The organism is Paraflavitalea sp. CAU 1676, assembly GCF_029223285.1.
GTDB lineage: Bacteria > Bacteroidota > Bacteroidia > Chitinophagales > Chitinophagaceae > Paraflavitalea.
This window is the reverse complement of the sequence record NZ_JARHUJ010000009.1, coordinates 181,680-202,649: the sequence shown is the minus strand read 5'-3', so window position 1 is coordinate 202,649 and position 20,970 is coordinate 181,680. Positions and strand designations below refer to the sequence as shown.

Sequence of the window (20,970 nt, the reverse complement as noted above, 5' to 3'; positions counted from 1 at the left end):
TCAACTTATTGCCAATTGAACACACGTACAAACCAGGGGCGGTACCTGTCGGCACTGCCGGGTTTATTAAAGTTGCTCCAGAAATCGCCCGGATTGATGTTGTAAGAGATCACCAGCTCCCCATGCCTCGACAAAGAATGATGCACTACTGCGTTGTAGGTGATAAACTCAGGCAGCTGATACTTTTCCGGTATCTGGTATAAAGTTCTTTGGTTGGTGAAGGGGCCTACCGGGCTACTGGCTTCCCAGATATCGATATTAAGCCCGTAGCAGGATGTTTGGGATACGAGGTAATATTTGCCGTTTCGTTCAAATACATTGGGCTGCGTGGCATTGGCAGTAAGGATAGATTTAAAGTCTTCGTTGGCCGGTATGGTCTTGGCCCAACCGGTTTTGGAATAGTACTCCCATTCGCCGGTGATATCATTGTTGGCAGCCCGTGCCACCAACACATCCGAACCGCAGATGGGGAACGAACGAGTGGTATACATATATGTATAGCCATCAGATCCCTTAAACAAGCTGGCATCGAATGGATGCTCACCGGTATAACGGTCCCGAACGATCTTTTTTACCTGCATATCCGGCAGAGAGAACACGACAGCATCGGTGGCTTTGTGGTGCAATACACCGGCTTCGTCCACCAGATGGCCCATCACCATTTGTACTTCGTTGCCCACTACCTGCGCAGGACCACCCCAGTACAATTCTTTATTGCCATCTTCAACGCCGGGCACGGTAACCCAGGTCTTGGCCTTACCATCGATGCCCAACGGATTTAATTGTATATAGGAGGCAGCGGTGGTAGAGTTACCTACCTGTATAAAGCCAGCGTTGCGAACGAATACGTTATCGATGCGGGAGCGGTCTTGCGTTACCTGTCCGAAAAAGCTATCCTGGAACGACCACACTACGTTGCCGTTGGGCAGCGGTATGGACACACAGCCATCGCCTCCATTCCAGCCGGAAAAACGTGTGAGATAGTTATTATATACTGTATCGTGGAATACCAGGAATTTCTCGTTCCACTTGCCGGTATTGGGTATCAGCACCAGGCTATCGTAGGTATTGTCGATCACTTTGATCTCCACCAGCCAGTTGCGGGTGGCACCATCCTGCGCGGTTACCTTATAGGTGAATTTATTATTATTGGTAGCAAAATTGACGGATTCGCCGGAGGCAGGAAAAATGGATGCTCCGTCAGAAACGGTGATCCTTGGTTTGATCGCCGTCATATCAGTACCCGTGGGCATGGTGAGCCTTACGCGGCTGGTATCGACGGTTCGGGTGATCTCTGTTTTTCCAATCTGGTTAGGTACGGTGAAGAAGAGGATCGCTTTTTCATGAGGCTGGTTGTTGAGGTCCTTTTTCTGGCATCCGGCCAATAGGATCACGCCCAGCAGTACTGGCAGCAGCAAACGCATAGCAGACATTAGTTTATTTACTTGATTAGAACACTAAAGTCACCCCTATGCCGGTCTACCGCCATACGGCCTCCAAAAAGGCCCACATAACAAAAGCCACCCCGCAAGAGGTGGCTTCGCTTATCGATAATGTTGAATATTCTTACTTTATTTCCACGGCATGATCGGCTTGCAGATCCTGACCATTCCACACTTTTACGGCGGTCCATGGCTCGGCTGGGGCGGCCCAGAAATCATCGGTTTCCGGCAGACCGAGCGGAAGGAAAATGAACGTACAGAGGTAAATGCTACCGGTGTTGATATATCCCTCCGACAATCCGGGTTGATGACCAGCCAACCCGATATTGAGCCAGCCATCTTTTGTGAATGTGGAAGGTGCTTCCAGTGTTTTCTTTACAACTGCCGTGAGTGCGCCTCTCACCTGGGCCGGCTTTAACTCCTGTGGCAATTGCTTGCGCAGGCTCATATCGGCCAGGTGATGGAAAGCACCGCCACGGTACGTGATAGAGCGTCCCGTAACCGGAAAACTTCCATCTGTATTGATCATCCGCTCCTGCAAAACAGCATAGCGCTTACTGATCTGATCGAACTTAGGCGCATACCAGTCATAGGCACGTGGATTGCGTTGTCTTAACACCGCCAGTATATTCCCAAGGTATGGCTGAATCACATAGCTATTGTAATAGTCCCAATGATATTGGGCACCATCAGAATAAACACCATCACCCACATACCAGTTGTTGGCAAACTCGCGGATACCATAGTCGATCCGCACCCCATCATACTCTATGCCATACTTGCAGAAAAAAGCTTCGATCATGCCCGAAAACAGTATCCAGTTATTGTAACCGGGAACGATGCTGCGGGTAGCTTTGAAAGCTGCTACCACATCTGCCTGCACTTTGGGCGACAAGTGTGCCCACAACCAGGGGCAGCGCACAAGACCGAGGGCCATAAAGGATGCATCTACGAGTGGCTGCCCGCCGGTAAAACGCATATAGTCTTTGCCGGCAGTATCGACCGCTTGTGCCACTCCTTTAACAGCCCAATCACGGTACTGCTGACGCAATGCTTTTTCTTCCGCATTGCCCGCTTCGCTTTCCATCCAGGGAGCAATACCCGCCAGTACCCGGCCAAATGCTTCGAGGTAGGCTACCTGCGCACGATTGCCTGCATTGTCTACTTTAGGCGAAAGAGTTACCGGCATGTTTTGCCGCAGGGTACCGGCTGCCAGATTCGACATTACGGGTCTGGCCACTTTATCGAGTTGCGCCAGCCAATAGGACCGGTCGTTGATGGGGGCAGGCTGCGCTTTCTTTGATTGCGATAATGCACCAAAGCCGCTCGCTAACATACCTATGACGATGAGATATTTTTTCATATGGTTCTTTTTGTGCTTGATGATTGAAATGCCAGACTATTTAGCCAGGTCTTTGTAGCGCTTCATCGCTTCTACATAATAATAATCCGCATAAGTAAGTGGCACATCTACTTCCGACTTGGCAGGCAGGTGACCAACACAATGTTCGATCAGGAAACCACCATTTGCACCGGGTGCTGCTTTATAGGCTGGCGATGACAGGGAACGCAACATCGCTTCCGCTACACCGAAATACTCTTTTGACTGGGCAGGTTCAACATAACCCTGCAACTCCAACAAAGCGGAAGCCATAATGGCAGCCGCCGATGCATCGCGCAGGGCATTGGGTAAACCCGGTGCATTGAAATCCCAATAAGGCACTTTATCCGCCGGCAGGTTGGGATGCGAGAGGATATAGCGGGCGATATGATTGGCCTGGTCGAGATATTGTTTGTCTTTGGTAGCGCGGTACATGACGGTAAAACCGTAGAGTCCCCAGGCTTGTCCGCGTGCCCAGGCCGATTCATCGGCCGCACCTTGTGCCGTACGCTTTTGCTGAACGGCGCCCGTTTCGGGATTGTAATTGATGACGTGGTAGGAACTGTAATCGGGGCGGAAATGATTCTTGATGGTGGTATTGGCGTGCGTAACCGCTATTTTATAATAGGAGGAGTCGCCGGTAGCTTCTGTTGCCCAGAAAAGCAGTTCGAGGTTCATCATATTATCGATGATCACCAGGAACTCGGGTTTCTTTGAATCCCACGACTTGATGCAGCCCACTTTCGGATCGAAACGGGTACAAAGCGATTTAGCGCTGTTGATCAATATCTCTTTATACTCCGGCTTTGGCTGCAACCGGTTGGCATTGCCAAAGCTGCAGAACATCATGAAACCAAGATCGTGCGTAGACTTATTGAATTGTTCCTTCTTCAGCGGCTCGAGGATACGCATAGCCTCTTTATAAAGCGCTTCATCCTTTGTTTGTTCAAACGTATATAACAAAGTGCCGGGATAGAAACCAGAGCACCACCAGCCCGATCCGCTGTATTCGTGTTTAGCGGTTGTGGGAAAATAGGTCTTGGGAAACTTATCGGCCGGCAGGTCTTTCATCAATATCTTATACTGTGCGCCGGCGTCGGCAAATCCTTTGTCGAATGACTGGGCCAATGCTTTGTCGGCCTTGCTGGTCGATTGCTTTTGTGTACCGCAGGCTACAGCAAAGACCAGGGTCGTGGCGGCAGCGCATTGTTTCCAGGATATTCTTTTTTTCATCATTGCGATCGTCTTGTTTTGTGTTGAGGGTATGTTTAGGTATAGTAAACAGGCAGCTGGCAAGTTACAGCAGAAGCCTTAGCGTTGGCGCACTGGCTTCCATTCTAATACCGAAATCGTTTGCGGAGGCAAATTGGCTTTCCCTTCTCCATCAACCTGTTCTACCCGTTGTACAAAAAGCTGCAATACCTTTTTCTGCTTCCACCATTCGGTATCATAGGTAGGTTCCCAGGAACCTACCGGTTCCGTGGTAAGGTCCTGGAGTTTCCATGCTCCTGAGGCCAGATCCTCAATGGTGGCAATGGATACCCTATCCTGCCTTTCCGCATCCCTGAACACCAGGGCGGCAGCTGTCATACGCCCCTGCTTCCACACCATGATCTGCGGACGAGAGATGGGAATACGTTTGGTACCGCCCCCTTTTAAGCTGAAGGGAGTTGTACGAAATGCGAGGTTACGATCATGCCAGCCGGCTTCATCATTGTATACAACGTGGTATTGAGGTATATCCGATCCCTCCTCGCGCCAGTAGGTAGCGATATAAGGATGGCCCTGCTCGTCGGCATACATGGAGGTTTGATTGATCAGCTCACTATTCTGCGGTATGCGGCAGGCATATTCGGCAGTGGCAGCCGTAATGGGCAACACATACTGTACCCCTTTCGAAGTTTCCCAGGTCTTTCCCCCATCTGTTGAACGGGCATAGGCCAGGTCGTGGTTGCTGGCTACATCGGGACTTTCGCGCCATACCCACGACACATGCAGGATACCTTTGGTATCGACGCACGCCTGCCAGTAAGCATTGCGCTGCGACTCACCATCGATGAGGTTATGATGAAGGGAGGTCCATTGTTTCGTTTTCCGGTCGTACCGGTTAATAACAAGGTTACCCTGGCCCGATTGCCCGTCGCGATACAGGAACAGCAGGTTCCCATCGGGTAACTGGTAGAATTCCGGATAACTTACGCGTTGCTCCGATTGACCGGTCATGGGCATTTTGTTGGTAAGCTCCAGCGAACCGGGCGCTACACTTTGGCAATAACGCAAAGGATGATTGTGGTGATCCCATGCCAGATGCAGGTATCCATCTCCATCCACCATGAGACTGATGGTATTGTGGGCATCTGTTACATTTCCTTTGTAAGGAGTGGTTTTCAACTGCCATTGCGCAGTTCCCTGTTTACGTTTTCCAAGTACCACAAACCCTTCCTGGTTGTAGAATGCCGTGTATTGCCAGTTCTTATGTGTTACCAGGGCATTTTTGCGGAATATGACCGTATTGACAGAATTACTGGCCCAGCCTTCGGCAATGGGAATGGTGCGAACAGGCTGCTGTGCAGGGGCAGCGATGGATAGACACAACAATACAAAAAATATCCCGGCTGCTCTGGCCGGGATAAAAGGGGATATATTAAGTTTAATCATGTTCACCGGCAAACTTTACAATCGCTAATGTAAGATTACCGGAGCAAATAAGTGTAATAAATACGATTTATCAACGATCGTCCAATGCATCGATCGCCTCCTGTACTTTCTCGCGGATCAGTGATTCGGAGATCTGGTCCATATCCACCCGCGTAGCATCCTCATAATTCCAGGCATTGTTCTTATGAATGAGCGTGCGCAGGGCGATCTTATCTTCCGATTCCATGGGTGAAAGCAGGAACATACAATAGTTCTGTCCGTCGAACCGGATATCGAGTGATATATTGGGATGTACCCGGTCCATCCGGTCTATCTGCTGTGCGGTGATGCCGTAGCGATTAAGGGACTGTACACATTTGCCGAAGGCGGGGGCGATGACCTGCTCCATTTTTTCGCGGAAGTGCTTCAGGAAAAGTGCCTTATCGGCCTCATTGCACATCACCTGTTTAGCCGCCGGTTCGTGCGATTGTTGTTCGAGGCGTTGCTGCTCAAGTCGTTTTCTCCGACAGGCTAAAAAGTCATCCCACAACATACATTCAGTTATTATTGGTTAAAAAAGGTGGAAAAGAAACCCACTGTGCTTTTCGCAGAGGATAGGGGAAAACCTACGCAATCGTTTGCAATTTCGTATGCCTTAAGTTACGCAATTTTTCTGACTTCAAAGAAGGTGCTTACAGCGCTCAAATGTCCCACTTTAGCTTGCAGAAACCTGCAACAATATAAAAACTTAAACATTTGGTAAAATACCTGCTGCCACATCGTTACATTTGGTAACTAAGTTTGCCGCCATATGAACTATCAGGAATTAACCCCCGATGAAGGGTCATTACTGTTGCAGTTGCGCGCGGGGGACATAACTGCTTTTGATGAGATATTCAACCGCTATGCCGGTCCGCTGCATACTTATATCAGTATGCGATTGAACGGATCGGAAGAAGCGGATGATGTTCTGCAGGAAGTATTTATCCGCCTGTGGAACAAGCGTACTGCTATCATTATTCATTCCTCTTTCCGTAATTACCTGTACACCATAGTTCAACACTGTATCAGCGACCATATCCGCGCATCGAAAAGAAGAAAATACATTCTGCGCGAAGAAATGCCCGACCAACAGGAGATCACACCGCTTCCCGATGAGCAATACCAATATAAACAGGTATATTATATATGGCGGGGCGCCATGGACACCCTTCCCGGGCAAATGCGCCGCATCTATGCCATGAAGATCGAAGAGCAACGTTCGGTCAAGGAGATCGCCGCCGAACTTCGCCTGAGTGAGCAGACCGTCAAGAACCAACTGCATACTGCCGGACAACGCATTGTGAAACTCCTCCGCCAGGTTCAGTTGTTCTTTCTGTAGTCTTACAGCATCCTCCATAACCTTTCCAATATGACCAAATCGTTAACTCCACGAATTTCTCCCAAAAGGTATAGTACCAGATTTTAACATCGAGCGTCTATTGATCAAAGACGTTTTCATGCCCCGTAAATCAAGACGAAACAAAACACCTTCAGACGATCAGCAATGGCAGCAGGCATGGGAACAGCCAGATGCTTTGGACCCAGCCCACAAGGAGCTCCTGCGTCACAATATCCATCAAAAACTGGCTCGCAGCCGGCAACAGAAAAAGCAACTATTTTATATAGGGCTAAGTGCCGCCGCTGCCATCCTGGTAGCCGTATTCTTTAAAATGCCGTGGTCGCAGCAGGAGCCGGTACAGGAAGCCTGGACAGAATTGCATTCAAACGACAGTGCCCGCCAGGTGACCCTGCAAGATGGCTCTGTACTTTGGCTGGCGCCCCGTTCCACGGTTCGCATTCATCCCGATTTCAGGATGGCCCGCAACACTGAACTCACAAGGGGAACGGTTTTCTTCAATATCGCTAAAGACAGTTTGCACCAATTTTCTATTTCGGTGAACAAGCATTCTGTAACAGTGCTGGGTACTCAATTCACGATCAACAAGATCGACTCCCAGGACATCCGTTTAACTGTCAAGGAGGGTAAGGTATCGTTGAAGAATAACAGCGGCCAACTATTGGTAACAACAGGCATGCAGGTACAAACAAGCGGGGGCAGAACCGGCAAGGTTGCCATGATCGATCCGCTTGTTGCAGACTGGTGGACGCGGTCCGAAATCAGGCTCTACGACATCTCCCTTGAAACCTTAATTCGTTGTATTGAATCGTATTATGGCGTGAAACTATCGACCAATCATATAGACCCGAAGATGAAAATAAGTTTGACCTGGAACTTGACAGTACCTCTAAATGACAACCTAAAGGTGTTGAATGCACTGACGGGATTTAATATCCACTAACATATCATAGAAACAACCAATCACAATGACGCTGCATCCACGGCTGGTGGAGCGGATAGCTAACTTATTGTCCTTACTGTAATGTACAAAAAAATGGAAAACGTAAAACGCAGAACACCATTCTATCTACTTGTGCTGCTTTTAACAGCAGGCATGTTGCATGCTCAGGCGCAAACAGCCGGGCTGCATTTCCGGCACGCGGCCAATAACCTGGCCCGGATCGCGGAAGACTTTGGCAAGCAGTTTAAAGTTCGGCTGGCTTATGCGAATGAAGAGCTTTCGGCCGTAAAGGTACCGGCAGCCAGCTTTGAAGCAGCTTCTATCGGCGAACTTCTAAACAAGGTACTGGCCCCGGGGCATTTCAAAGCGATCGTCAATGGCGATAGCTGGATCATCCGCAAGGACGAAACGCCCCGTACCCAGGCTACCATGACCTTGCGTGGCCTTATTCGTGAAGGTGACAATGCGGTACCCAGCGCTACCGTGATCATCAAGCAAAACGGTACGCCAACTGTGATCGCCGTGGCAGACGAGAACGGATCATTCAGCAAAAAGCTTCCTTTACTGGAGGGTACCGTTGAGATTTCGGCTGTCGGCTACTTGCCCGCCAGGAGGAAATTTTCTGCGTCTGAGCAGCAAAGCCTGAAGATCGATCTGACCAAAGACGAGCAACAAATGCAAAACGTGGTAGTAACAGCCCTCGGCATCAAACGTGCTGAAAGAGCATTGGGTTACGCCACTACAACTATAGAAGGCAAACAACTCACCGATGCAATGAGCGGCAACTGGACCGATGCCCTTTCTGGTAAAGTGGCGGGCTTGAATCTCGTTCGTTCAAACGGCGGTCCCGCCGGTTCAAACAAGATCATTTTGCGTGGAGAGAACAACCTGACCGGTAACAACGAAGCCCTCATTGTGGTAGATGGTGTGGTGATCAATCGCAGCGGCGGCGTTCGTACCGGTGTCGGCGGAGAATCAGCCTACGGCACCAGCAGCGAAAACATGCCTGCCGACTATGGCACCAGCCTCAACGACATCAACCCCGAAGATATTGAATCCGTAACCGTATTGAAAGGCCCCGGTGCGGCAGCCCTGTATGGACAGGATGCCGCCAACGGCGCCATCATCATTACCACCAAGGCCGGTAACAGCAAGAAAAAAGGATGGGGCGTTACCCTCAACTCGAATGTTAACTGGGAACAGGTGAACCGCTGGCCCGACTTGCAATTCGAATATGGTATCGGCCTCGATGGGCAGGCTGATTATGATTATGGCAAATCTGCCAACTCAACTTCGAGCTCCGCTTATGGCCCCCGCTTCGACGGCCAGATGTTCTATCAATACAACAATGGCTTGCAGGGGCGCGATACCGTCGCTACCCCCTGGGTTCCTTATAAGAACAAGATCCGCGAGTTCTTCGATGTAGGTAGTACCATTACCAATACGATCAGCGTAGATGGTGGTACCGATAAGACTACTGCGCGTTTCTCCGTAACCAACGTAACCAACAAATGGATCATCCCCAATACGGGATATAAGCGCAATACGATTTCTTTGTCGGTCAACTCCAAGATCAACGACCGCCTTCAGATCAGCTCCAGGATCAACTACACTAATAAATGGAGTGATAACCTGCCCGGCAGTGGATATGGCAACCAGTCGATCATGTACTGGTACATATTCTGGCAACCCAATGCCGACATTGACTGGCTGAAGAACTATTGGGTGAAAGGTCAAAACAATACCAAAATCTTCTACCCCTACAGTAGTTTCCCGGAAAACCCGTATGCTGTAGTGAATGAGTTCATCAACAGAACCAATCGCCATGGCGTAACCGGCAACGTGCAGGCTACTTACAATTTCACTAAAGAGCTGAGCCTGATGTTACGCACGTCGATGGACCTAGGTTACGACCAGCGTGCGCAAGAACGTCCTTATGATGCGGGTTCCAAATTCCCTTACGGTAGTTATCGCACGCAGAATATTTTCACCCTCGAAGCCAGTTCCGACTGGTTGCTGAAGTACAGCAAGCGTATCAATTCCGATTTTGATTTCTCCATCACCGGTGGTGGCAGTGCACTGCGCAACAACTATAACCGCGACGAAACACGCGCCGACTCGCTCACCAATCCAGGCGTATATTCATTTGCCAATGCAGCTGGCCCGCTCGTGACGCTGCCTTACAAGACGAAATTGTGGATCAACAGTTTCTACGGCGTATTTACAACATCTTTCCGTGACTACCTCTACCTCGATATCACCGGCCGACAGGACTGGAACAGTGCGCTGGCCACTCCCAAACGCACGACCAATGCAGGTTTCTTCTACCCCTCTGCCAACGTCAGTTTCGTAGCTTCGCAAGCTTTCAAGTTACCGAAGGATATCAACTTCCTGAAGCTCCGCTTCTCGGCTTCGAATGTAGGTAGCGGACAAACGATCCCTTACCGTACTTCTCTCAACTATCCCTCTGCCGGTAGCTTATACAATGGAGGATTAGAAAACAGCACTTCACTCAACAACCCTGACCTGAGGCCCCTGCGCACCATTACCTACGAAGGTGGTGTTGCTATGAAGATGTTCAAAGACAGGCTGGGTGTGGATGTAGCGGTATATTCCGGCTTTACCAAAGACCAGATCCTGTACCGGCAGCTGGACCGCTCTTCGGGTTATGCAACTGCTATCATCAACGTGGGTAAGGTTGCCAACCGCGGTGTGGAAGTAGCCCTGAATGGTACGCCTGTTGTCACCAAGAGTGGTTTCAAATGGAGCACCAATATCGTTTTCTCAGCGAACGAGAACACCGTTAAGGAATTACCCGATAGTTCGATCGTATTGCAAACCGGCCCTGTAGGTGGTGGACAGATCGTTGCCAAAGTAGGCGGCAGCATGGGTGACCTGTATGGTCGCGGCTATGTACGCTCCCCCGACGGCCAGATTGTGTACGACGCCTCTACCGGCGTGGCCCTGATCTCTCAGGATGTACAATACCTCGGAAATACGATCCCTAAATGGAAGGTTGGCTTTACCAACGATTTCACCTTCCAGCAATTTCATCTTGGGTTCCTGTTCGACGCCCAATACGGCGCGGTAGCACACTCCCTCATGCATTATAAACTTGCAGAACAAGGCAAACTCACCAAAACCTTACCAGGCCGTTATGCCGGCATCATCGGTAACGGTGTGATCCAAGGCACTGATGGCAAATACAGGAAGAACGATGTGATCTCGATGGACATCGACGAGTATTACCGTTCTCACTTTGGTGTGGACAATGCTGAAGGCAGCACTTTCCGTACTGATTACATCAAGTTCCGGGAAGCAAGACTGGATTATACGCTGAAGCCCTCCCTCGCAAAGAAACTGGGCATGCAGAAAGCCACGATCGGTGTATATGGCCGTAACCTGTTCATCTGGAGCGACTGGCCCATGTTTGACCCCGAATTTGGAACCCTGCAGGGCTCGGACATTGTTCAGGGCTTTGAGATCGCCCAGTTCCCTTCTACCCGTTCTTTTGGAGTAAACCTTGTTGTTGGATTTTAATTATTGAGAAACATGAAAACGAACTTCAATAAAATAATTATAGGAATTGTATTACTTGGTTTGGTACTCTCTGCCTGCACCAAGGATTTTACAGAGGTGAATTCGGACCCCAATAGCACACCGTCTGCCAAACCTCACCAATTGATGGCGCCTGCGCTGGTAGGCATTATGGGTTATAACCAGCTCCGAAACCGCAATTTCAACAATGAGCTGATGCAGGTAACGGTCGACATGGGCGATGGTGAAGGGAAGGTATTTCGCTATGACTATCGCTCTACCTGGGCCGATTATTTATACAATGGATGGTTCCTGGAAATGACCAATATCAAGGACATGTTAAGGATCGCAAAGGATACCCCAACACTGAATAAATCATACCAGGGTATTGCGCTGATCATGCAATCATGGGTTTACTCGCTGCTGACTGATACCTATGGCAATGTGCCTTATTTCTATTCCAACCAGGCAAAGGATTCGGCCAACTACGAACCAACATTCGACAGCCAGAAAGATATCTACCTGGATATCTTCAAGAAACTAGAGGAAGCCAACACTTTGCTGAATGGCGGACCGGCCATCGTAGGATCGAGCGATCCTGTTTACAATGGCGATGTTACAAAATGGCGCCGTTTCGGCAATTCGCTGTACCTGCGTTTATTGATCCGCCTATCGGGCAAAGCAGAAGTTGCTGATCAGTGCATTGCCAAGATCAAAGAGATCATAGAAACCAAAGCATCTACTTACCCCAAGATCTCCCGGAACGAAGAATCTGCGATCCTGCGCTGGACAGGTGTAGGTCCTTATGTTTCTCCGCTCATGACAGTGCGTGAGCAGGACTTCAGGGCTCCTTCTATGGCGAGCTTCTTCATCGACAACCTGACTGCCTGGAACGATCCGCGCATCAACATTCCAACGTATGGTACCGGCACCCCTACCAAGACCAACCGTTGGGCCATTGCACCCGCCAGCGGCGCTTTCGTAGGCATACCCAGCGGCTATACTCCCGGCCAATACACCAGCAAGAAAGCTTCGTTCTATTCCATCACCAATAACACAAATACAGGTCCCACCCTAATGAACGACCCGTTGACCGGTCAGATACTCAACCTTGCAGAAGTTGATTTTATGTGTGCCGAAGCGGTAGTAAAGGGTTGGGTGAGCGGATCGGCCAAGAACTATTACGACAGTGGTGCCTTGCACAGCATTCGCCTGTGGCTGCCGAACTGGCCCGATACCTCTACCAAGATCTATAATATCACGGATTACCTGACTGCGGCCGATATCGATTTCAACGAAGCCGGCACTGCAGAAGAAAAAATGGAACAGATCCACTTGCAAAAATATTATGCCTTATTCCTTTGCGATATGCAGCAATGGTTTGAGTATCGCCGCACCGGCCACCCGAACCTGCCCAAGGGACCAGGATTGAGGAACGGTGGTGTGATGCCTGCCCGGATGACCTATCCCGTGTCGGTGCAGTCGACAAACCCCACCAATTACAAGAAGGCGGTCGAAGCCCAGGGCCAGGACCTTATCTCCACCCAGGTATGGTGGCAGAAACCTTAGGAAAGAGCCGCAACATTGTAACGATTATTGATATTAAGTTTTGTAGTCTGTAATAAAACACAAAAATGAAAAAGATCATTTTATATACTACCCTTTTGCTGTCGGTGGCCGCTATGAGCGGGTGCAAAAAGGATAGCTATCCTGGCGGAGAGATAAGTCCATTTATCGCCCTGTACGACCTGCGGAATATTTACCGGGGCAAGGATGTAACACTCACAAAAGAAAACATGCTGGGCTCAACTACCATTACCGGTATGGTCGTTTCGGATCATTCGGGTGGCAACCTGCCCGAAGGGATCCTGGTGGTGCAAGACAAACGCCGCCTGGACCAATTGCGCGGCATTGCCATTCCCATCGGCGCTGAGGCAGCCAGCTACAAACCGGGCGACTCCGTAGTGATCTCTGTTGAAGGCAAGACGCTGTCGAGAGTCGATGGCATGTTGCAACTAAAAGGTGTAGAGCCCGCTTCAATTAAAAAAGTATCATCAGACAATCCCTATCTGGCCATGGTTGTTCAGGCCAACAGGATACTGGACAACCCCGACCAATACGAGTGTATCCTGGCGGCCATCGTGGAAGGAGGGTTCGATCCGCTGCCTTCACCCGGCGAAAAGTTATCGGGCGATAAACTGGTGAATGACGGCTATGGCAATATCACTTTGCATACGGAAGCAAAATCAGAAATCGCCGGCGTGGATGCCCCCGTTCTGGCTAACTTTTACGTTATTCCTTTCAACAAGTTGGATGGAGAAAGCAAACTGGTGCCCCAACTTAGGATGCGTACCAAAAAAGACCTGGACTTATTGAGTTCGGTGATCGAGATCCCCGCTGTGGTGATAACCGGCATCATGAGCGATGCCGACGGTGGTGACGGGAATTATGAGTATGTGCAGTTGATGGCTACAAAGGATATTGATTTCTCCGTAACACCATTCTCTGTAGTCACGACCAATAATGCCGGAGCTTCTGCTCCCGGCGGTTACCCGGCCAATGGATGGGCAACGGGTACGCAACGTACCTATAAGATTAACCTGAATTCAGGTACTGCTAAAAAGGGCACTTTCTTCTACGCTGGCGGTACCGGTAAAAAGATCAACGGTTCTGCTTCAACCAGCATCAGCACTTCCAACTGGGTGAAAGCTTACGACTATGTAGCCAAAGACGGTGAAGGATTTGGATCCAAAACAGGCGGTTGGCTGGCCAACAGCGGTAATGCCTGCGGCGTAGCCGTATTTGATGGTACCACCGTAACAGTCAATACCAAACCGGTAGATGCGCTGTTCATCTCAAGCGGCGGCAGTTTGTACACGCCCACTCCTACTCCACAGGGATATAGGATACCCAACAATGATTGGTATAGGATTAAGCATCCCATAACGAAGGTAGAGCAACCTTACTACCGGCAGGGTAGTAATACACAGTTTCTTCCTTATCCTGCAGGACAGGGATACTTCTACCTGCTGGGTGGTGAGTACAACCTGAAGCTGGGCCGCTGGACAAAGGCCAGAACCACTTCCACCATATTGTTGTCGAGAACTTCGGTACTCACCGACATCGAGGGCGAGGGTTCTTTCAGAATTAAAGAATAATTGACACATCATCTTCCGGCATTCGAAGGAAAGCTACTTACTTCGGATGCCGGAATTTATTTCATACTACAACCAGATAATCATGCTCAACAGAAGAAGCTTCCTGAAAAACTTCGGACTCGCAGGCGCTGCTTTCACTACACCTGCTGCTATTGCTCATGCTGCACCAATTTCCTACAACACCGGACTGGTCATTAAAGGCCGCGTACAAAGCAATGGCAATGGCATTGCCGGCGTAGCAGTAACCGATGGGTACACCGTTACCACGACCGATAAAAAAGGCAACTATTCCATCAACGCGCATTCGGCGGCAGAATTTGTTTATATCAGTATCCCCGCTGGACATGCATTTCCCAACGAGAAAGGCATCGCACAGTTCTACCAACCTATTACCAGCAAAGAAGGTTCGGTGAAGGCAGACTTCACCCTGGAGAAACTTGCTGCCGATGATACCAAACACCAGTTTGTTGTATGGGCAGATACGCAGATCATTTCTGAAAAAGACGGCGAACTCCTCAAGAAAGAATCGGCGCCCGACCTGAAGCAACTCGTAGCCAGCTATCCCCAGGGAAGCCTGTTTCATGGTATCGGATGTGGCGACTTAGTGTGGGATCACTTTGAACTGTTCGATGATTACAAAGAAGCGGTAGGCATTAGCGGTGTACCCTTCTTCAATGTGATCGGCAACCACGATATGGACATCGATGGCGGCTCGGATGATGTATCGGCAAAGACCTTCAAGAAACAGTTTGGCCCCACTTACTATTCCTTCAACAGAGGAAAGGTCCACTACATTGTACTCGACAATGTATTCTTCATCGGCACAGCCAAGAAATACATTGGTTACCTAACCGAAGCCCAGTTGAGCTGGCTGGCGCAGGACCTGGCACTGGTGAAGCCCGGCTCTACCGTGGTAGTAGGCAACCACATCCCCACTGATACCGGCAACCAGCGTCGCAACAAACTGACCGAAGAAGCGATCGGCGGCACAGTAGCCAACAGGAATCAACTGTACAAATTATTGAAGCCCTATAAAGTGCACATCATGTCGGGCCACACCCACGTTAACGAGAAATGGGAGAAGGACAACATGATCGAGCACGTGCATGGTACCGTTTGCGGCGCCTGGTGGACAGGCCCCATCTGCAGCGACGGAACACCCAATGGCTATGGCGTGTATGAGGTAGATGGCGACGATATCAAATGGTATTACAAATCGACCGGTAAAGAAAAAGACCATCAGCTACGCGTATATAAAAAAGGTAAACTGGCCAATGCACCGGATGAAGTGGTAGCCAACGTATGGAACTGGGATCCCAAATGGAAGATCGAATGGTGGGAAGATGACCAGGCAAAGGGACTCATGGAACAAAGGGTTGAGTTTGATCCCTGGTCTGTTGAATTGCACGGCGGGCCACAGCTACCGAAGAAACACAAGTTCGTGGAGCCTACCCTGACTGACCACCTCTTCTTTGCCAAACCATCAGCGGCGGCTAAGAAGATCACCGTACAAGCAACCGACAGGTTCGGCAACGTGTTCAAAGAAACCATTCAGTTGGTATAAAATAAAACGGGTGGGCCGCTGGTGGGCCACCCGTTTTGCTTTTAACCCCCAGCCCCAATTACTCCACCATACCCTTACTGATTCCCAATTCCAATCCCCGCAACTCCGCCAACCCACGCAAACGGCCGATGGCCGAATAACCAGGATAGGTTTTCTTATGCAGGTCGTCGAGCATCTGATGACCATGGTCGGGGCGCATGGGGATCGACACCCCCCTTCGCTGCATGATGTTCAATGCTTCCTTCACGATCTCGTACATATCCGTATCGCCGGCCAGGTGATCCGCCTCATAAAAATTCCCTGCTGAATCCCGCTTTGTATTACGTAAATGCAGAAAATGTACCTGGTCGCCGAATTGCTGCAACATACGCAGCACATCATTATCGGCCCGCGCCCCATAAGAACCAGTGCAAAAGCAAAGCCCGTTGGCAGGTGACGGTGCTGCTGCCAGCAGGTCCCGCGCATCCTTTTCGGTGCTTACTATACGTGGCAATCCAAGTATGGAATAAGGAGGATCATCCGGATGAATGGCCAGCTTCAATCCACACTCCTCCGCCACCGGCACCACCTTATGCAGGAAATAATACAAATGCTGCTTTAGCCGCTGTGCATCGATGCCTTCATACGTCTTAAGCGCGGTCAATACCTGCCCGGGGGTAAACGCATCATCACTACCCGGAAGTCCCAGCATCGTATTCTTAAACAAAGTTGCTCTGGCCGCATCGTCCATACTATCGAACTTTGCTTTGGCTTTTTGGATGTCGGTATCCGAATAATCTTTTTCAGCACCAGGCCTTTTCAACAGAAACAGGTCGAACGCAACAAAAGCCGCCCGTTCGAAATACAAAGCACTGCTTCTGTCGGGCATTTCATAATTGACGTCTGTACGCATCCAATCGAGGATCGGCATAAAATTATAGGTCACCACCTTCAGTCCGCAGGCAGCCACATTCCTCAAACTCACCTGGTAGTTCTCGATGTATTGCTGATAATTGCCTGTCTGCTTTTTGATGTCTTCGTGAACCGGCAGACTCTCAATGACTGTCCAGCTCATGCCCACTGCTTCGATCAGAGCTTTTCGTGCATTGATCTCCCCGACGGTCCATACTTCCCCTACCGGTATATGGTGCAAAGCGGTCACTACGCCCGTACAACCAGCCTGCCTGATATCCCATAAACTCACCGGGTCATTGGGACCGAACCATCGCATTGTTTGCTCCATTAAGATCATATCGTCGAACATTTATTGAGGGAGTTGCCAAGAGGTCCCTCTATTGAAAATTGATTACCGGTACAAAATAAAGGAAGGACGAAGTTAATCATCCTTCCCTTGGTGCATTAATCTGAACCCATGTGTAACGAGAACCTGTTGCTATCATTCGGGGCCGGCGGCCAACCCATCTAAAAACCAGCCAGGTTGCGCCAATCCGGACTATTGTCCCTTCAATGCCTTCAGCACGCCACCGTAGGCCTTCTTCTTATTGTAGTCATTGTCGTACAACAGCGGGAATTCTTTGCCACTATTGTACAGCCAGCTGTTCTTGTCGTTGATACCCCAGATGGTAATACCAGCCCGCTGTGCCGCAGGGATGTACTTGATGTACGATTTCACGACATACTCATACATCTGCGCCTGGTATCCTGCCAGTTCGGGTGTGAGGGCGGTAGCTGAGCTGCTTTGCATCACTTTCACATCCAGCTCCGATACACGGATCTTCAGGCCGGTGGCCGCGAGTTTCCTGAACATATTGTCGATACCGGCATAGCTCATATTGGTGCGGCCAATGTGCATTTGCGTACCGATGCCATCGATCTTCGCGCCCTTGCCTTTGAGCTCGGCCACATACTTGATCAGCGAATCAAGCTTGGCCCCGTTGGTTTCGAGATTATACTCATTGATGTACAGGTCGGCAGTAGGGTCGGCCGCCTTCGCCAGGTTGAAGGCCTTCAACGCAAAATCTCTTCCCAGATAGTTCGACCAAACCAATACATCGCTGCCTGTGGTGGTGGTATTGCCATTGTCGCGGATCGCCACCGGATTGTCGGCAAAAGGCTCATTTACTACATCCCAGGCCTTCACCTTGTTCTTGTACCGGCCTACCAGGGTATTTATAAAATCTGCCATGGCGATATCGAGTTTAGCTACAATCGCTGGTCCGCCTGGCGGCACAATTACTTCCTTAAAGCTAGCATCGTCTATATAGAACGTATTGGCCGATTCACCGGCATCGAACAGGAACCTTGTTTGATTCGAATTGGCTGTGATGGTCCAGGATATCTGTGCATAGGTAGTCCCAATCGTTTGATTACCCTGGTACTGGGCATTGCCATTGTTTTCATCCTGCGTCGACAAGCGGATGATACCACCCGCGCTGGCAGCCCTTGCCCAATAAGAGAACATGTATTGCTTACCCGGTACGGTAGGAACGAGGATACTGGCAATTTGCACCCGCCATTGGCTACCGGGGTAACCGATGGGATTATTGATCTTCATCGCGCTGGTTCCCGTACGTACTTCACCCGTCGCCGCAGTAGACGTTACGGTGGTTGTACCGGCAGGATTACCGGTATTGAAAGTGCTCCAGCCGGTTAACCCATTCTCGAATCCCGGATTACCCAGGTTCTCAACAGCAGCGGGAACTGTAATGCCCGAAAAATTCTTCAGGTAAGTAGCATTCTGGTTTTGATGCCATACCAGTGTATGCCCAAATATGCTGACGTTACCCAGGGCAGCTACCATCGCATCCGGCCTTGTAAAATCGAAGGTCCCATTGTCTTTCACCACCGCGCCGTGCTTCATTTCATAACCGAAGGTCACGATATCGAAATCACGTTTGGTGATCTCTGCAAACTTAGGCTCGGCAGTCAGTGGGGTATAGTTGACAGCCGTACCGATGGGAAAGTCGTTCGTAGCGTCCTTGAGCGGCGCTTCTGTATCCGTATAGTTGCCGGTATTCAAAATGCCTACCTCGGGAGTCTTGGTGCAGGAACTTCCTCCTATGGCAGCAATGGTTAGGAGTACCAGGGCTGATTTATATGTATTGTTCATAAACAGTTTTTTGAATGGAGTTCATGGTTTAATAACCCGGATTTTGGTATTTACCCTTATCGGCATCGGTCACCCTATCCAGCTGTTCTCTCGGAATAGGCCTCAATTCATGTTTGTTTGCGGTGATCTTCGGAGCGGCATCTGTGTTGTATAACTTTGCCCGCTCGATCAATTTACCCCGCGCGGCAAGATCTGGCCAGCGGATGCTTTCCCCACAAAGCTCTCTCGTACGTTCGTCGAGGATATAATCGAGCGTTACCTGGTTGGCATCGGTTAATTTGATCACATTGTACCTATTGGTAACTTCTGCAGGAGCTAAACCCGGGCGGTATGCCGCACGCAACTTGAGGATATTGATAAAGTCCATCGCCTGGGCTTTATTGTTGAGGATCATGCCCGCTTCGGCTGCCATCAGGTAAGTTTCACTCAGCTTCGCCACCACGAATGGACGCGAACCGGGGTTATTGGCGAGGCCCTTTCCGGGATCTTCATACTTGCTGAGACTGGGGTACATGTTGGAAGTAACGAGATCACTTTGATCTACCGAACCACCTACAAAGTAGAACTCCCGCGGAGCAATCACCCGGTATGGTTTCAGGCGCGGGCCTGCAGGCACGATACCGTTCAGAGAATCAGCTATACGGTTGCTCAGCGCCATCACAAAACCAGTGTCGGTATTGGCCGTGAAACCACCTCCTGTTACAGATGCTATATATACCGTACGGAACGATCCTTCATAACGGCTGTCATTGAACTTATCGGCAAACGCTACATTGAATAACCAGGGTGTGGGGCACATCCGGCGGATAGGACGGCCATATTGCACGGTTCTGGTGTTGACGGGTTTGGTACCCGACTGGATCGTCGGAGACCGTACCGAAGTATAGTCGCCGCAGAAATCATTGGCAGCATCAACACCCTTACCGCCACCAATGGTATTGGGTGGGTCACCTACTTCATCTGCTGCAAAATTGCCCGGTATACGTTCTATAGAGAGTAAGATCTCGCTATTGTAGTCATTATTGGGCTTGTGTACATCCGCGTAATTTGCTTGCAGGGCTACGCCATACTTCGCCTGGTTGTTGATGAGCTCCATGGCGGCATCGTAAGCACTCTTCGTATCGGTAGGTTGTTTGGCTGCCGAATATGACCTGTGCAGGTACGCCTTGGCCAGCATATGGAAAGCTGCCGACTTGGAGAGCTTGAACGCATCTGCGGGTCTTTTGTCGGGCAGGTTCTGTGTAGCAAAAGTGAAGTCTTCGAGGATCAGTTGGTAATCCTTTACAAAGATCTCAGCTGTCGGTAAACGGTTGAAGCCCTGGAATGGCTTCTGGTTGAACTTCAGATCGCCGCTACCCAGATCCAGCGGTACAGCTCCAAAATACTGTACCAGGTTGAAATAATACAAACCGCGCAAAAACCTGATCTCGCCAAGCAGTGTATTTTTCGCTGCATCGGGAATCGCTACATCCTTTGCATACTCAACGAGCCCGTTGGCAAGGTTGATATTGTTGAAACTTCTGTTCCAGGGTGTCAGGATAGCACCGGATGTATTATCCATGCTGTAATCGCACAGCGTATACAGGTCACTGCCTACCTGCCTTCTTACCTCACCTCCCATGCTCCACTCATCCGTACCGGCACAACCGATATTAACGGCTCCCTCGGGACCATACAGGAACCGCATACCAGAATACAGGGCATAGACCCCATTCTGAAAACCGGAAGGCGTTTTAAAATAATCCACTGTAAAAACAGTATACGGCTGTTCTTCCAGCTTCTTGCTGCATCGTGGCAGCAGCATGACCAGGGCGGTCAGCGCAACGATGAAGAATTTATTACGAGACTTCATGATCATAA

At 49.9% G+C, this 20,970-nt stretch carries 14 protein-coding genes; 6 read left to right on the top strand and 8 right to left on the bottom strand.

What is annotated here, in order from left to right; translation table 11 throughout:
- Positions 1-5: 5 nt before the first annotated feature.
- From P2H89_RS27890 to P2H89_RS27870, 5 genes are all read right to left on the bottom strand, one after another.
- Entirely contained in the window at positions 6-1,424 is a 1,419-nt protein-coding gene (locus P2H89_RS27890) for a DUF5005 domain-containing protein (protein ID WP_275833336.1), read from the bottom strand.
- A gap of 142 nt (positions 1,425-1,566) precedes the next feature.
- The gene (locus P2H89_RS27885; RefSeq protein WP_275833334.1) at positions 1,567-2,805 is read right to left on the bottom strand and encodes a DUF2264 domain-containing protein; all 1,239 of its coding nucleotides are present in this window, start codon (positions 2,803-2,805) and stop codon (positions 1,567-1,569) included.
- A 36-nt stretch (positions 2,806-2,841) separates the two neighbouring features.
- Entirely contained in the window at positions 2,842-4,059 is a 1,218-nt protein-coding gene (locus P2H89_RS27880) for a glycoside hydrolase family 88 protein (RefSeq protein ID WP_275833331.1), read from the bottom strand.
- A gap of 75 nt (positions 4,060-4,134) precedes the next feature.
- Positions 4,135-5,481: a BNR repeat-containing protein gene (locus P2H89_RS27875; RefSeq protein WP_275833330.1), complete on the bottom strand. Its 1,347-nt coding sequence runs from the start codon at positions 5,479-5,481 to the stop codon at positions 4,135-4,137.
- Positions 5,482-5,551: 70 nt separating this feature from the next.
- On the bottom strand, positions 5,552-6,013 hold the full coding sequence (locus P2H89_RS27870; protein ID WP_275833327.1) for a hypothetical protein: 462 nt from the start codon (positions 6,011-6,013) through the stop codon (positions 5,552-5,554).
- Between the two features lie 258 nt (positions 6,014-6,271).
- On the opposite strand from P2H89_RS27870, the gene P2H89_RS27865 reads away from it, so the two are divergent.
- The 6 genes from P2H89_RS27865 (at position 6,272) to P2H89_RS27840 (ending at position 16,061) form a co-directional block, all read left to right on the top strand.
- Positions 6,272-6,841: a sigma-70 family RNA polymerase sigma factor gene (locus P2H89_RS27865; RefSeq protein WP_275833325.1), complete on the top strand. Its 570-nt coding sequence runs from the start codon at positions 6,272-6,274 to the stop codon at positions 6,839-6,841.
- Positions 6,842-6,959: 118 nt separating this feature from the next.
- Positions 6,960-7,802, top strand: a complete 843-nt coding sequence (locus P2H89_RS27860) for a FecR domain-containing protein (RefSeq protein ID WP_275833323.1) — start codon at positions 6,960-6,962, stop codon at positions 7,800-7,802.
- Between the two features lie 93 nt (positions 7,803-7,895).
- On the top strand, positions 7,896-11,342 hold the full coding sequence (locus P2H89_RS27855) for a SusC/RagA family TonB-linked outer membrane protein (protein WP_275833320.1): 3,447 nt from the start codon (positions 7,896-7,898) through the stop codon (positions 11,340-11,342).
- Positions 11,343-11,354: 12 nt separating this feature from the next.
- Positions 11,355-12,908 (top strand): SusD/RagB family nutrient-binding outer membrane lipoprotein, encoded by a 1,554-nt coding sequence (locus tag P2H89_RS27850; protein ID WP_275833318.1) that lies wholly within the window; start codon positions 11,355-11,357, stop codon positions 12,906-12,908.
- 65 nt (positions 12,909-12,973) lie between these two features.
- Positions 12,974-14,497: a DUF5689 domain-containing protein gene (locus tag P2H89_RS27845; protein WP_275833316.1), complete on the top strand. Its 1,524-nt coding sequence runs from the start codon at positions 12,974-12,976 to the stop codon at positions 14,495-14,497.
- Between the two features lie 82 nt (positions 14,498-14,579).
- Entirely contained in the window at positions 14,580-16,061 is a 1,482-nt protein-coding gene (locus P2H89_RS27840) for a calcineurin-like phosphoesterase family protein (protein ID WP_275833314.1), read from the top strand.
- A 58-nt stretch (positions 16,062-16,119) separates the two neighbouring features.
- Here P2H89_RS27840 and uxuA read toward each other — a convergent pair whose 3' ends face one another.
- The 3 genes from uxuA to P2H89_RS27825 all read right to left on the bottom strand — a co-directional run bounded on the left by uxuA (position 16,120) and on the right by P2H89_RS27825 (position 20,962).
- On the bottom strand, positions 16,120-17,271 hold the full coding sequence (uxuA, locus tag P2H89_RS27835; protein ID WP_275833312.1) for a mannonate dehydratase: 1,152 nt from the start codon (positions 17,269-17,271) through the stop codon (positions 16,120-16,122).
- 222 nt (positions 17,272-17,493) lie between these two features.
- The gene (locus P2H89_RS27830; RefSeq protein WP_275833310.1) at positions 17,494-19,110 is read right to left on the bottom strand and encodes an endo-1,4-beta-xylanase; all 1,617 of its coding nucleotides are present in this window, start codon (positions 19,108-19,110) and stop codon (positions 17,494-17,496) included.
- A gap of 28 nt (positions 19,111-19,138) precedes the next feature.
- On the bottom strand, positions 19,139-20,962 hold the full coding sequence (locus P2H89_RS27825) for a RagB/SusD family nutrient uptake outer membrane protein (protein ID WP_275833307.1): 1,824 nt from the start codon (positions 20,960-20,962) through the stop codon (positions 19,139-19,141).
- Between the last annotated feature and the right edge of the window lie 8 nt (positions 20,963-20,970).

Coding starts and splice junctions, on each gene's coding strand:
- P2H89_RS27890 (WP_275833336.1), bottom strand. CDS start 1,424: ATGCGTTTGCTGCTGCCAGTACTGCTGGGCGTGATCCTATTGGCCGGA.
- P2H89_RS27885 (WP_275833334.1), bottom strand. CDS start 2,805: ATGAAAAAATATCTCATCGTCATAGGTATGTTAGCGAGCGGCTTTGGT.
- P2H89_RS27880 (WP_275833331.1), bottom strand. CDS start 4,059: ATGATGAAAAAAAGAATATCCTGGAAACAATGCGCTGCCGCCACGACC.
- P2H89_RS27875 (WP_275833330.1), bottom strand. CDS start 5,481: ATGATTAAACTTAATATATCCCCTTTTATCCCGGCCAGAGCAGCCGGG.
- P2H89_RS27870 (WP_275833327.1), bottom strand. CDS start 6,013: ATGTTGTGGGATGACTTTTTAGCCTGTCGGAGAAAACGACTTGAGCAG.
- P2H89_RS27865 (WP_275833325.1), top strand. CDS start 6,272: ATGAACTATCAGGAATTAACCCCCGATGAAGGGTCATTACTGTTGCAG.
- P2H89_RS27860 (WP_275833323.1), top strand. CDS start 6,960: ATGCCCCGTAAATCAAGACGAAACAAAACACCTTCAGACGATCAGCAA.
- P2H89_RS27855 (WP_275833320.1), top strand. CDS start 7,896: ATGGAAAACGTAAAACGCAGAACACCATTCTATCTACTTGTGCTGCTT.
- P2H89_RS27850 (WP_275833318.1), top strand. CDS start 11,355: ATGAAAACGAACTTCAATAAAATAATTATAGGAATTGTATTACTTGGT.
- P2H89_RS27845 (WP_275833316.1), top strand. CDS start 12,974: ATGAAAAAGATCATTTTATATACTACCCTTTTGCTGTCGGTGGCCGCT.
- P2H89_RS27840 (WP_275833314.1), top strand. CDS start 14,580: ATGCTCAACAGAAGAAGCTTCCTGAAAAACTTCGGACTCGCAGGCGCT.
- uxuA (WP_275833312.1), bottom strand. CDS start 17,271: ATGCGATGGTTCGGTCCCAATGACCCGGTGAGTTTATGGGATATCAGG.
- P2H89_RS27830 (WP_275833310.1), bottom strand. CDS start 19,110: ATGAACAATACATATAAATCAGCCCTGGTACTCCTAACCATTGCTGCC.
- P2H89_RS27825 (WP_275833307.1), bottom strand. CDS start 20,962: ATGAAGTCTCGTAATAAATTCTTCATCGTTGCGCTGACCGCCCTGGTC.